At 60.4% G+C, this 12,922-nt stretch carries 12 protein-coding genes; 10 read left to right on the forward strand and 2 right to left on the reverse strand.

Annotated elements, in window-relative coordinates; genetic code table 11:
- Positions 1 to 63 precede the first annotated feature (63 nt).
- The gene (nagZ, locus tag JOE29_RS08695; protein WP_032659193.1) at positions 64 to 1,074 is read left to right on the forward strand and encodes a beta-N-acetylhexosaminidase; all 1,011 of its coding nucleotides are present in this window, start codon (positions 64 to 66) and stop codon (positions 1,072 to 1,074) included.
- Between the two features lie 9 nt (positions 1,075 to 1,083).
- A complete protein-coding gene (locus JOE29_RS08700) occupies positions 1,084 to 1,824 on the forward strand; it encodes an S-methyl-5'-thioinosine phosphorylase (protein ID WP_003391630.1) in 741 nt (246 codons plus the stop codon).
- Between the two features lies 1 nt (position 1,825).
- Here the strand turns inward: JOE29_RS08700 and JOE29_RS08705 are convergent, their stop codons facing one another.
- A complete protein-coding gene (locus JOE29_RS08705) occupies positions 1,826 to 2,365 on the reverse strand; it encodes a cytochrome b (protein WP_004417189.1) in 540 nt (179 codons plus the stop codon).
- A gap of 204 nt (positions 2,366 to 2,569) precedes the next feature.
- On the opposite strand from JOE29_RS08705, the gene JOE29_RS08710 reads away from it, so the two are divergent.
- From JOE29_RS08710 to JOE29_RS08720, 3 genes are read left to right on the forward strand one after another with little or no spacing between them, the layout of a single operon-like run.
- On the forward strand, positions 2,570 to 3,355 hold the full coding sequence (locus tag JOE29_RS08710) for an endonuclease/exonuclease/phosphatase family protein (protein WP_210079376.1): 786 nt from the start codon (positions 2,570 to 2,572) through the stop codon (positions 3,353 to 3,355).
- Positions 3,352 to 4,602, forward strand: a complete 1,251-nt coding sequence (gene clsB, locus JOE29_RS08715) for a cardiolipin synthase ClsB (protein WP_210079378.1) — start codon at positions 3,352 to 3,354, stop codon at positions 4,600 to 4,602. The genes JOE29_RS08710 and clsB overlap by 4 nt, the downstream gene beginning before the upstream one ends.
- On the forward strand, positions 4,599 to 5,597 hold the full coding sequence (locus tag JOE29_RS08720) for a lysylphosphatidylglycerol synthase domain-containing protein (RefSeq protein WP_004417191.1): 999 nt from the start codon (positions 4,599 to 4,601) through the stop codon (positions 5,595 to 5,597). The genes clsB and JOE29_RS08720 overlap by 4 nt, the downstream gene beginning before the upstream one ends.
- 11 nt (positions 5,598 to 5,608) lie before the next feature.
- Here JOE29_RS08720 and JOE29_RS08725 read toward each other — a convergent pair whose 3' ends face one another.
- Positions 5,609 to 6,517: a MurR/RpiR family transcriptional regulator gene (locus JOE29_RS08725; RefSeq protein ID WP_003315787.1), complete on the reverse strand. Its 909-nt coding sequence runs from the start codon at positions 6,515 to 6,517 to the stop codon at positions 5,609 to 5,611.
- A gap of 282 nt (positions 6,518 to 6,799) precedes the next feature.
- On the opposite strand from JOE29_RS08725, the gene iolC reads away from it, so the two are divergent.
- The 5 genes from iolC to JOE29_RS08750 are packed head-to-tail and all read left to right on the forward strand — an operon-like array spanning position 6,800 to position 12,922.
- A complete protein-coding gene (iolC, locus tag JOE29_RS08730) occupies positions 6,800 to 8,737 on the forward strand; it encodes a 5-dehydro-2-deoxygluconokinase (protein ID WP_044313217.1) in 1,938 nt (645 codons plus the stop codon).
- Between the two features lie 58 nt (positions 8,738 to 8,795).
- Positions 8,796 to 9,701 (forward strand): myo-inosose-2 dehydratase, encoded by a 906-nt coding sequence (gene iolE, locus JOE29_RS08735; RefSeq protein ID WP_003348013.1) that lies wholly within the window; start codon positions 8,796 to 8,798, stop codon positions 9,699 to 9,701.
- 13 nt (positions 9,702 to 9,714) lie between these two features.
- Entirely contained in the window at positions 9,715 to 10,524 is an 810-nt protein-coding gene (gene iolB / locus JOE29_RS08740) for a 5-deoxy-glucuronate isomerase (protein WP_003315783.1), read from the forward strand.
- 28 nt (positions 10,525 to 10,552) lie between these two features.
- Complete coding sequence (locus JOE29_RS08745; RefSeq protein WP_057407484.1) at positions 10,553 to 12,055, forward strand: CoA-acylating methylmalonate-semialdehyde dehydrogenase; 1,503 nt, start codon at positions 10,553 to 10,555, stop codon at positions 12,053 to 12,055.
- 36 nt (positions 12,056 to 12,091) lie between these two features.
- Positions 12,092 to 12,922 (forward strand): TIM barrel protein, encoded by an 831-nt coding sequence (locus JOE29_RS08750; protein WP_210079388.1) that lies wholly within the window; start codon positions 12,092 to 12,094, stop codon positions 12,920 to 12,922.

Consider the following 12,922-nt stretch of genomic DNA (forward strand, 5'->3'; position numbering starts at 1 on the left):
GGGCTTCAGGATCAAGCACCATGCCCGGATTGTGAACGAGCACTGGTGTGTAAGGGTTTTTCTATGAGTTCTGGCCTGCAAGGCTCCCTGATGGTCGATGTCGCCGGCACTTGGCTGACCAGCGAAGACCGTCAGTTTTTGCGTCAGCCCGAAGTGGGCGGTTTGATCATCTTTGCCCGAAACATCGAGCATCCCCGTCAGGTTCGTGAGTTGAGCGCCGCGATTCGTGCTGTGCGCCCGGACCTGCTGCTGGCCGTCGATCAGGAGGGCGGCAGGGTGCAGCGCCTGCGTGAGGGCTTCGTACGCCTGCCGCCGATGCGCGCCATCGCCGACAAGCCTGACGCCGAGCATCTGGCTGAGCAGTGTGGCTGGCTGATGGCGACCGAAGTGCTGGCGGTCGGACTGGACCTGAGCTTCGCTCCGGTACTGGACCTCGACTACCAGCGCAGCGCTGTGGTCGGCACGCGTTCGTTCGAAGGCGATCCGCAGCGGGCGGCGTTGCTGGCAGGGGCGTTCATTCGTGGGATGAACGCTGCGGGCATGGCTGCCACCGGCAAGCATTTTCCCGGCCACGGCTGGGCTGAAGCCGATTCTCATGTGGCTATCCCGAATGACGAGCGTAGCCTGGAAGAGATCCGCGCCAGTGATCTGGTGCCGTTTGCTCGTCTGAGTCAGCAACTGGCTGCAGTGATGCCAGCGCATGTCATTTACCCGAAAGTCGATTCGCAGCCCGCAGGGTTCTCAAGGCGCTGGTTGCAGGACATTCTGCGCCACGAACTGCAATTTGACGGTGTTATTTTCAGCGATGACCTGTCGATGGCCGGGGCTCATGTCGTCGGTGATGCGGCCAGCCGTATCGAGGCAGCGCTGACAGCCGGATGCGACATGGGCCTGGTGTGCAACGACCGGGCGGCCGCAGAGCTTGCGCTGGGCGCTGCGCAGCGTCTGAAGGTCAAGCCTTCGCCACGTATCGCGCGTATGCGCGGTCAGGCGTCGGCCAGCACCGACTATCGGCAACACCCGCGCTGGCAGGCCGCGCTCCAGGCTCTGCGCGCTGCTCAACTGATCGATTAAGGATTTGCGATGACTGTTTACGCGATTATTGGCGGTACTGGCCTGACCCAGCTCGAGGGCCTGAACATTCGGCAATCCCTGCCGATGAACACCCCTTATGGCGCACCGTCCGGCGAAATCCAGATCGGCGACTATGCCGGTCGTGAAGTGATGTTTCTGGCGCGCCACGGCCACCCGCACCGCTTGCCGCCGCATCAGGTTAACTACCGGGCCAATATCTGGGCACTCAAGCAGGCAGGTGCCGAAGCGATTCTTGCGGTCAACGCAGTCGGTGGCATTCATCCGGCCATGGGCACCGGGCATTTCTGTGTGCCGCATGATCTGGTCGACTACACCAGCGGTCGTCAGCACACCTTCTTTGCCGATGATCTGGAAGAGGTCACGCACATCGACTTCAGCTATCCGTACAGCGAACCGCTGCGTGCTCGGCTGATTGCGGCGTTGGCGGCAGAGGGATGCGCGTTCTCCGATCGGGGCGTCTATGCCTGTACCCAGGGACCGCGTCTGGAGACTGTTGCCGAAATCATTCGCCTGGAGCGTGATGGTTGCGACATCGTCGGCATGACTGGCATGCCCGAAGCCGCCTTGGCGCGTGAACTGGAGCTTGAATACGCCTGCCTGGCGCTGGTGGTCAATCCGGCAGCGGGCAAATCGACGACTGTCATTACCATGGCGGAAATCGAACAGGCCCTGCGCGAGGGGATGGGCAAGGTGAAGGCTACGCTTGCCCGGGTTCTTTCGGCGTCCTGAGTTACAGCATGCGCTTGAGGGTATCGTCCTTGCGCACCAGGTGGTGCCAGAGCGCAGCGATCACATGCAGACCGATGACATAGTAAAAGATCGAGCCCAGCAACTTGTGCACGTCTTCGAACGTTTCGGCCAGGTGGTCCGAGGTGGCCAGCGGCCAGGGGATCTGCAGGTCGGTGAGGGGGATGGGCAGTGCGCCTTTCTCCACCATCACCGTCAGCAGGCCCAGTAACGGCTGAGCAAACAGGAACGCATACAGCGCGTAATGGGTCAGGGTTGCGACGATGCGCAACGCCCCTTCAAGCGGCGGTGTAATGCCGGGTGGACGATGACGTCGACGCTCGGCGGCACGGAAAAACGCCATGATCAGAATCAGAATGCCGACCCAGTAATGGCTCTGCACGACCAGCAAACGGTATTCCGAGCCCTTGCTGAACTGGGTGCGGCTCAGAATCAGGGTGTACGCCAGCACGATCAGAATGGCCATTGACCAGTGCAGCCACCTGGCCCGGGCGGTGTAGCGTTGAGAAGTCGATGCATCCACGATTTGATTCCTTGTCTCTTTGTTTGCAGGTCTGGTGCACAGCTTAGGCTGTCGATCGGGCGCCTGCGTTTCATGTTGGCCTGATTTTTTTCACGTGCCTCTCCGGCCACTAAATATGGCAAATACACAGCACGTGAAATACGCGACGGAACCTGTGCCCACGGGTGGCTTCATATGCCGTGAATATTCACCCGGGAGCAAGTCTTGACCAGTGCCAATCCGCCTGTCGGCCCAGCAACACCAGTGTCCGCCAGTGTTTCATTGAATGTACTGACCATGAACATGCACATGGGCTTTGGCATTTTCAATCGCCGCTTCATTCTGCCGGAGTTGCGTGAAGCTGTGCGCACTGTATCGGCCGATATCGTGTTTCTTCAGGAAGTGCACGGCGAACAACAGAGCCATGCGCGCAAGGTCAAGGACTGGCCGATGATTTCGCAGTACGAGTTTCTGGCCGACAGCATGTGGAGTGATTTTGCCTACGGCCGCAACGCGGTGTACCCGGATGGCGATCATGGCAACGCGTTGCTGTCCAAATACCCGATCATCCAGCATGAAAACCTCGATATTTCCATTCATGGCACCGAGCAGCGCGGCTTGTTGCACTGCATCCTCGAGGTGCCACACGCGGGCCGGTTACATGCAGTCTGTGTGCACCTCGGGTTGCGTGAAAGTCATCGGCGTCAGCAGCTCAAATTGCTTAACGAGCTGATGGCGCGTATTCCCGAGGGCGAGCCGGTCATCGTTGCCGGTGACTTCAATGACTGGCGCCAGCGCGCCGATGCATCGCTGCAGGGCAGTGGGCTGCACGAGGTTTTTGTCGAGCGCTTCGGGGCACCGGCCAAAAGCTTTCCGGCCCGTTGGCCCTTGCTCTGCCTGGACCGGATCTATGTCCGCAATGCGACGTCGCACCGGCCGAAAGTGTTGTCCAGCCGACCGTGGTCCCACCTTTCCGATCATGCACCGCTGGCGGTGGAGTTGACCTTATGAGCGATACGACAGGGCAGTGGCGTGACGGCAACTCGGTAGAGTTGCTGATCAATGGCGAGGATTTCTACGCCCGGGTATTCGAGTGCATACGTGCCGCGCGCAAAGAGGTGCTGATCGAGACCTTCATCATCTTTGAAGACCGAATCGGCGAAAGTTTGCAACAGGCGTTGCTCGAAGCCGCTGCGAATGGCGCGAAGGTGGTCGTCACGGTGGATGACTATGGCACTTCGGACCTGAGTTCGACGTTTGTCAAAACCATGATCGACGCCGGTATCCAGATTCAGTTGTTCGATCCGCGCCCGCGGTTCATGGGCATGCGCACCAACCTGTTTCGCCGCCTGCACCGCAAGGTGGTGGTGATCGACGGCGAACTGGGTTTCATCGGCGGCATCAACTACAGCGTCGATCATATGACCGACACCGGGGTGACGGCCAAGCAGGACTACGCCGTTCTGGTCCGCGGACCGATTGTTGGCGATATTCACCACAGCGCGTTGAATATGCTCAGCAAGGTCGTTCGTGACAAGTTACCGCCCATTGCACTCAAGCTGGACCGCGCCGGTGACGCCAGCATGCTGCTCGCCGAGCGCGATAATGACGAGCACAGCACCGATATCGAAGAGCAGTACCTCGAGGCGATTCGCGCTGCGACGCAACGCATCACCCTGGCCAATGCATATTTTTACCCCAGCTACCGCTTTCTGCGTGAGCTGCGTAATGCCTCACGGCGGGGCGTCAAGGTCACCCTGATCCTGCAAGGCCAACCCGACATGCCGTTCGTGCGGGTCTGCTCGCGACTGACCTATACCTATCTGCTGCGCGATGGCGTGGCCATTCACGAATACAAGCAACGTGCATTGCACGGCAAGGTCGCGCTGATCGACCAGGACTGGTCCACCGTGGGCTCCAGCAATCTCGACCCGCTGAGCCTTGCGCTGAACCTGGAAGCCAACCTGTTCATTCGTGATCGCGCGCTCAATGAGCATCTGCAAAACCATCTGATGGAACTTGCCGCTGCGCACAGCAAGCAAATGAGCCTCAAGGGGGCGGCGCGTGGCCAGTGGTGGCGTGCGCCGATGATCGTATTGAGTTTCTTTTTCCTGCGCCGTTTTCCGGCCATTGCCGGTTTGTTCCCGGTTCACGGTGTGCGCCTCAAGCCACTGCGTGCCGGTGATGTAGTGCCCGAAGCGAAAGTGATCGAACAGCAGCAGAACAACCATCCGATGGACCAGGAGAAAACCCTATGACCCAAGCCACGCAGGCAGCGCCGCAAAGTGCGCAGGGAACCAAGTGGAAGTGGGCAAAGCGGGTGTTCAACCTGTTTTTCTTCATCGCCGTCCCGGTTCTGCTGTTTATGCTGGTCAAGAAGCTTGACTGGCAAGAGGTGAAACAGGCGTTGGCGTCCTACAAGGCCAGCACCTTGGCCATCGCGGCGGCGGTGGCTTTTGCCAGCTACGCGACCTACTGCGGCTTTGACGTGTTGGCGCGCTATTACACCCGGCACAAGTTGTCGATCAAGCAGATCGTGCCGGTGACGTTTGTCTGCTACGCGTTCAACCTCAATCTCAGTTCCTGGGTCGGCGGCATCGCCTTGCGTTACCGCCTGTATTCGCGACTGGGGCTGGACGTTTCGACCATCACGCGGATTCTCAGCCTGAGCCTGATTACCAACTGGCTGGGCTACATGCTGCTGGCCGGTTTTGTGTTTTCGATGCGTTTTCTGGAGTTGCCCAAGGAGTGGTCGATCGGCACCACAACGCTGCAACTGATCGGCTTCGGACTGTTGGCCGTGTGTTTTGCGTACCTGCTGGCCTGCCGGTTTTCGAAGAAACGCTCATGGACCATCCGTGATCAGGAATTCAATCTGCCATCGATGAAGCAGGCGCTGATGCAGGCCAGTCTGGGCGCTCTGAACTGGTCGTTGATGGCTGCGGTAATTTACACCCTGCTGCCGGACAAGGCGTTTTATCCGGCGATTCTCGGTGTGTTGCTGATCAGCAGCATCGCCGGGGTGATCACTCACATTCCAGCAGGCCTCGGCGTGCTCGAGACTGTGTTTATCACCTTGCTGGCGCACCAGTTTTCCAAGGGCAGCCTGCTCGCAGCGTTGATCGGTTACCGCGCGATCTACTTCCTGCTGCCGCTGCTGCTGGCGCTGGTGGTGTATCTGGTGCTGGAAAAACGCGCGAAGAAAATGGGCGAGAAGAACCAGCAGCGCATGGGCGAGGAAGCCAAATCCTGAGGGCTCAGCCCTCAGTCATCAAACCCGACTTGTTCGTGTATTTCGTCGACCTTGAGTTCCAGGCGATACGCCACGGCAATGAACAGCGCCTGGCACAGGCATAGCGTGGCGCTCAGCGAGCGGAAGGCGAACGAGCTGCCCTCGTTGACCAGCAGCACCGAGTTGGCGCGCTTGGCCAGCGGCGACAGGTTGCTGTCGGTGATGATCAGCGTCTTGGCCTGATGATGCTGGGCAATGCGCAGGCAGTGCTGGGTCTCCTTGCCATAGGGCGTGAAGCTGATGGCAATCACCAGGTCATTGGCGCGCACACTGCGCATTTGCTCGCGATAGCTGCCACCCAGGCCAGAGATCAGGTGAATGCGCTTGTTGGTGTGTTGCAGGTTGTAGACCAGATAATCAGCCACCGCAAACGAGCGGCGCACGCCCACCACATAGATGTTGTCGGCGTTGACCACCAGGTCCACGGCTTTTTCGAATTCATCGTCATCCAGTTCGACACTCAGGCGTTCCAGGCCGGAGAGGGTGGCGCTGACGCATTCGCGTGCCAGATCGCCTGCGTTGGCTTTCTGTGACTTGTTGGCGATCAGGCTGCGGATACGCTGCTGGTAGTTCTGCACCGGCGTGGTCTTGTGCGTATAAGCCTCGCGAAATAACGCCTGCATCTCGCTGAAACCGCTGAAGCCGAAGCGCTGGGAAAATCGCACGATGGCCGAAGGGTGGACTTCGCACTCGCGGGCGATGTCGCTGATCCGGTCAACCATGATCCGGTCGCTCTGCTGGCTCATATAGCTGGCGATCCGCTTGAGCTGACGTGGCAGTCCCTCGTATTCATCAGTGATCAGTCGCAACAAGCCTTCGGCACTGTTCGGCGGCATGTCGACGCTCGTCCCGGGCAGAGTGGGCTGATCGGCGCTGGTCATATTCACATCCTTTCTGCTTGTTCTTTTTCAGGGCAACGGCGTGCACAGCACGACCGTTGTGTGCCTGACGGTGGAGTCTGCCTTGGGGCAGAACGGCGACTATATCCTAACCGTCTGCGCAGTGTGCCAGCACTTGAATGGCGGTATGGAAAAAATATTCCAATAAAAATAATTATAGAAAAAATATTGATTGATGCGCGCTTACGTTTTACGCTGCATTCACAAAGCAGCGTGTACACATGATGCAAGCGCTGCAGGCTGATAAAAATAACAGGAGCCACCATGGGCCAGACACGCTTTGCCACTGGGCGTCAGTTGGATCTGATTTGCCTCGGACGCCTGGGCGTCGACCTTTATGCGCAGCAAGTGGGGGCGCGGCTGGAAGACGTTTCCAGTTTCGCCAAGTACCTGGGCGGCTCGTCGGCCAATATTGCCTTCGGCACCGCCAGGCTCGGGCTCAGGTCGGCCATGCTGAGCAGGGTCGGCGATGATCACATGGGCCGCTTTCTGGTCGAATCCCTGGCCCGCGAAGGCTGTGATGTCAGTGCGATCAAGCGCGACCCCGAGCGCCTGACGGCGATGGTGCTGCTGGGGCTGAAGGATCGCGAAACCTTTCCTCTGGTGTTCTACCGTGAAAACTGCGCTGACATGGCCCTGCGCGCCGAGGATATCGACGAACAGCAGATTGCATCCAGCAAGGCGCTGTTGATCACCGGCACGCATTTCTCCACTGATCAGGTGTTCAAGGCCAGCAGCCAGGCGCTCGACTATGCCGAGAAGCATGACGTCAAACGCGTGCTGGACATCGACTACCGCCCGGTGCTCTGGGGGCTGGCAGGCAAGGCCGATGGCGAGACCCGGTTCGTTGCCGATCAGAAGGTCAGCCAGCATGTACAACGCATCCTGCCGCGTTTCGACCTGATCGTCGGCACCGAAGAAGAATTCCAGATTGCCGGCGGTGCCACCGATTTGCTCGCGGCCCTGCGCAGGGTGCGTGAACTGACGGCCGCAACGCTGGTGGTCAAGCTCGGCCCGCAAGGCTGCACGGTGATTCACGGGGCCATTCCCGCGCGGCTGGAAGAGGGCGCTATCTACCCCGGCGTGCAGGTCGAAGTGCTCAACGTGCTCGGTGCGGGCGATGCGTTCATGTCCGGTTTTCTCAGCGGCTGGCTCAAGGAGGCCAGCGACGAGCGCTGCTGCCAGCTGGCCAATGCCTGTGGCGGGCTGGTGGTGTCGCGTCACGCCTGCGCGCCCGCGATGCCGACCCCGGCCGAGCTCGATTACCTGTTCAACAGCCCGCAACCCATCACCCGTCCTGATCAGGATGTCGCCCTGCAACGGCTGCATCAGGTCAGCGTGCCGCGCAAGCAGTGGCGGCAGTTGTTCATCTTCGCCTTCGATCATCGCGGCCAGTTGGTCGAACTGGCGCAACAGGCCGGGCGTGATTTGGGCAGCATCAGCCAGCTCAAGCAGTTGTTCGTGCAAGCGGTCGAGCGGGTCGAAGCCGACCTGCGCAAGCGCGGTATCGAGGCCGATGTCGGTCTGCTTGCCGACCAGCGCTTCGGTCAGGATTCACTCAACGCCGCAACCGGTCGCGGCTGGTGGGTAGCGCGTCCGGTGGAAGTACAGGGCTCAAGGCCGCTGGCCTTCGAGCACGGTCGCTCCATCGGTAGCAATCTGCTCGCCTGGCCGCAAGAGCAGATCATCAAGTGCCTGGTGCAATATCACCCCGATGACGAGCCGATGCTGCGCCTGGAGCAGGAAGCGCAGATCAAGGCGCTCTACGACGCTTCGAAAGTCAGCGGCCATGAGTTGCTGCTGGAAATCATTCCGCCCAAGGATCACCCGTCGCCTCATCCGGACGTGATGCTTCGCTCGCTGAAGCGTTTGTATAACCTGGGCATCTACCCGGCGTGGTGGAAGATCGAGGCGCAGAGCGCGCAGGTCTGGCAGCAACTGGACGAACTGATCCAGCAACGCGATCCGTATTGCCGGGGTGTGGTACTGCTCGGGCTCAATGCGCCTGTCGAAGAGCTCGCCGCCGGCTTTGCCGAAGCACGCAACAGCCGCATCTGCCAGGGCTTTGCCGTCGGCCGGACAATATTCCGTGAGCCAAGCCGGGCCTGGATGGCCGGAGAAATAGACGATGCGACGCTGATCAGTCGGGTGCAGAGCACCTTCAACTGGTTAATCGAATCCTGGCGCGAAAGCCGCGCCTGATTCGTTCCTGATTTCGACGCCACAACAACGTCGCGATAACAACAAAAAAGGTGCAGCCATGCCCGTTTCGACTTCCACACCCAGGATCCGCATCGGCATCAATCCGATCTCCTGGAGCAACGATGATTTGCCGGCCCTTGGCGGAGAAACCCCGTTGAGCACGGCGCTCAGCGAAGGCAAAGCCATTGGTTACGAGGGCTTCGAGCTCAACGGCAAGTTTCCGAAAGATGCCAAGGGCGTCGGCGATGTGTTGCGGCCCCATGATCTGGCGCTGGTGTCCGGCTGGTACTCCAGCCGCCTGGCGCGGCGTTCGGTGGCCGAGGAAATCGAAGCCATCACTGCGCATGTGCAACTGCTCGCCGAAAATGGCGCTTCGGTGCTGGTGTATGGCGAGGTGGCCGACTCGATTCAGGGGCAGCGTATTCCGCTGGTCGAACGACCGCGTTTTCACACCGATGCCGCCTGGCATGAGTACGCCGAAAAATTGACCGAGCTGGCGCGTTTCACCCTGTCCCGAGGCGTGCGTCTGGCGTATCACCATCATATGGGCGCTTACGTTGAGTCGCCGCAGGATATCGACCGGCTGATGGCGCTGACCGGTGAGGAAGTCGGGCTGCTGTTCGATTCCGGGCATTGCTACATGGGCGGTGGCGACCCTCTTCAGGTGTTGAGCAAGCACATCCAGCGTATCTGTCATGTGCATTTCAAGGACGTGCGCAAGCCGGTGGTGCAACTGGCGCGCAACAATCTGTGGAGCTTTCCGGACTGCATCATCAACGGCACCTTCACGGTGCCGGGCGACGGCGACATCGACTTCTCGGCGCTGCTCAAAGTCTTGTTGCAGGCCGATTACAACGGCTGGCTGGTGGTCGAGGCCGAACAGGACCCAGCCGTAGCGCCGAGTTATGTCTACGCCAAAAAAGGCTATGACACGCTGCGCCAACTGCTGGCCGATGCACGATAAGGAGGACTCAAGCATGAATCTGCTGACCAAGAGCAAATCCACTGGCCGCGACGTCGTAGCGCTGGCCCCCGGTTCGCTGGAATACGTGAACTTCGCCGCCTACCGCCTGGAGTCCGGCGAAAGCCTGCCGCTGAGTGCAGGCGAAAACGAGCTGTGCGTGGTCCTGCTGACCGGGCACGCCAGCGTCAGTGGCGAAGCGCCGGGGCAGGGCGCTTTCAACTGGGAAAACATCGGCGACCGACAATCGGTATTCGAAGAAAAATCGCCATTCGCGGTCTATCTGCCGCCGCATAGCCAGGCGCAGTTTGTCGCGCGTGGCGCGGTGCAGCTTGCCGTATGCACGGCGCCGGGCGATGCCGGCAAACATTTTCCGGCACGCTTGATCATGCCGGGCAGCATGAAGCGCAGCGTACGCGGCAAGGGCGCCAATACCCGTTATGTGTGCGACATATTGCCGGACAGCGAAGCGGCGCATTCGCTGCTGGTGGTCGAGGTGCGTACACCTTCCGGGCATTCCTCCAGTTACCCGCCGCACAAGCATGACCGGGACAACCTGCCGCACGAGAGCTTCCTCGAAGAAACCTACTACCACCAGGTCAACCCGCCGCAGGGCTTCGTTTTCCAGCGGGTTTACACCGACGACCGCAGCATCGATCAGGCCATGGCCGTGGAAAACAATGACCTGGTGACCGTGCCCAAGGGCTACCACCCGGTCTCCGTCCCCTATGGCTACGAATCCTGGTACCTGAACGTAATGGCCGGCCCGACGCGCGCCTGGCAGTTCCACAACGATCCGCAGCACAGCTGGCTGCTGGATCTCTGATTTCCCATTTTTGTTCTGGAGGCATGAGATGAACGAGTCACCGGTAATCGGCCACTACATCAACGGACACCTGGACACGGGCGAGGGCGAGCGTTACAGCGATGTCTTCAACCCGGCAGTCGGCACGGTCCAGGCGCGTGTTGCGCTGGCCAGCGTGAAGACCGTGGATGAAGCGGTTGCGGCGGCCAAGGCGGCGTTTCCGGCCTGGTCCGAGCAGTCCTCGTTGCGCCGTGCGCGGGTGATGTTCAAGTTCAAGGAACTGCTGGATCATCACCACGACGAACTGGCGCAGATCATTTGCCGCGAGCACGGCAAGGTGTTGTCCGACGCACGCGGCGAGGTGGTGCGCGGTATCGAGATCGTCGAATTTGCCTGCGGTGCCCCCAACCTGCTGAAGAGCGATTTCAGCGACAACATCGGCGGCGGTATCGATAACTGGAACCTGCGTCAGCCACTGGGCGTCTGCGCCGGGGTCACGCCGTTCAACTTTCCGGTCATGGTGCCCTTGTGGATGATTCCCATGGCGCTGGTGACGGGCAACTGCTTCATCCTCAAACCTTCCGAGCGCGATCCGTCGGCCAGCCTGCTGATGGCGCGCCTGCTCAAGGAAGCCGGTCTGCCCGATGGCGTCTTCAATGTGGTGCAGGGTGACAAGGTGGCGGTCGATGCGTTGCTGCAGCACCCTGACATCGAGGCCATTTCCTTTGTCGGCTCGACCCCGATCGCTGAATACATCCATCAGCAAGGCACTGCCCACGGCAAGCGCGTGCAGGCGCTGGGCGGGGCCAAGAACCATATGATCGTGATGCCCGACGCTGATCTGGATCAGGCCGCCGACGCCTTGATCGGGGCGGCTTATGGCTCGGCAGGGGAGCGCTGCATGGCGATCTCGATTGCCGTGGTGGTCGGCGATGTCGGCCAGCGCCTCATCGACAAGCTGCTGCCGCGCATCGACCAGCTCAAGGTCGGCAACGGCATGCAGGCCGATTCGGACATGGGGCCGCTGGTCACCGCCGTGCACAAGGCCAAGGTCGAGGGCTTCATCGATCAGGGCGTCAAAGAGGGCGCCAGGCTGCTCGTCGATGGGCGCAACTTCAAGGTGCCGGGTGCCGAGCAGGGCTTTTTCGTCGGCGCGACGCTGTTCGACCACGTCACGCCGCAGATGCAGATCTACAAGGAGGAAATCTTCGGCCCGGTGCTGGGCATCGTCCACGTCGCGGATTTTGCCAGTGCCGTGGCGCTGATCAACGCGCACGAGTTCGGCAATGGCGTGTCGTGTTTCACCAGCGATGGCGGCGTGGCCCGCGCGTTCGCTCGCAGCATCAAGGTCGGCATGGTCGGCATTAACGTGCCGATCCCGGTACCCATGGCCTGGCATTCGTTTGGCGGCTGGAAGCGGTCGCTGTTTGGCGATCACCATGCCTATGGCGAAGAAGGCCTGCGTTTTTACAGCCGCTACAAAAGCGTCATGCAGCGCTGGCCGGACAGCATCGCCAAAGGCCCCGAGTTCAGTATGCCGACTGCCAAATAGTCTTCATCAATGGAATGTTTGCGGAGAATAAGAACAATGAACCACCCTCTGCGTTTCGCCCTTAATCGAATGGTCGCGCCGCGCCTGTCTCTGGAAAGTTTCGTCGACCTGGTGGTTGAGCTGGGTGCCGATGCTATCGAGATTCGCAACGACCTTAAGGGCATCGAGATCGAAGACGGCACTGCCCCCGAGGTCGTCCGTGATCTTTGTGCTGCCAGGGGGGTAGAGGTGTTGTCCATCAACGCCCTGTACCCGTTCGATGTCTGGAACCAGGAGCGCGCTGCTCAAGCGACCAAGCTGGCGCAGTACGCCCGCGACTGCGGTGCCCGCGGTCTGGTGCTGTGCCCGCTCAATGACCGTGCCGACCCGCGCAACGGTGCGCAGCGCGCTGCGGGATTACGCACCGCATTGACGGCCTTGGCCCCGATTCTTCGCGAGCACGGAATTCTCGGCTTCGTCGAACCGCTGGGTTTCGAGGAGTGCTCGCTGCGACTCAAACGTCAAGCGGTGGATGCGATCAAAGCTGTGGGCGGGCTGGATGTCTACCGACTGGTTCACGACACCTTTCATCACCATCTGGCCGGCGAGGTCGAGCTGTTCCCGGAGCTGACCGGGCTGGTACATATCTCCGGTGTCGAGGATGCGCAGACACCGCTCAACAGCATTCGCGATGGTCATCGCGTGCTGATCGGCGAAGGCGACATTCTGGGCAATGCGTCGCAGATCGAGCGCTTGCTGGACAGTGGCTATCAGGGGCATCTGTCGTTCGAACCGTTTGCCGAAAGCGTTCACGCGTTGGATGACATTCCTCAGGCAATAGCGGCAAGCATGACGCATTTGTCACGAGCCGTTTCGCAGCGTCACTGA

The organism is Pseudomonas sp. PvP009, assembly GCF_017832995.1.
Lineage (GTDB): Bacteria > Pseudomonadota > Gammaproteobacteria > Pseudomonadales > Pseudomonadaceae > Aquipseudomonas > Aquipseudomonas syringae.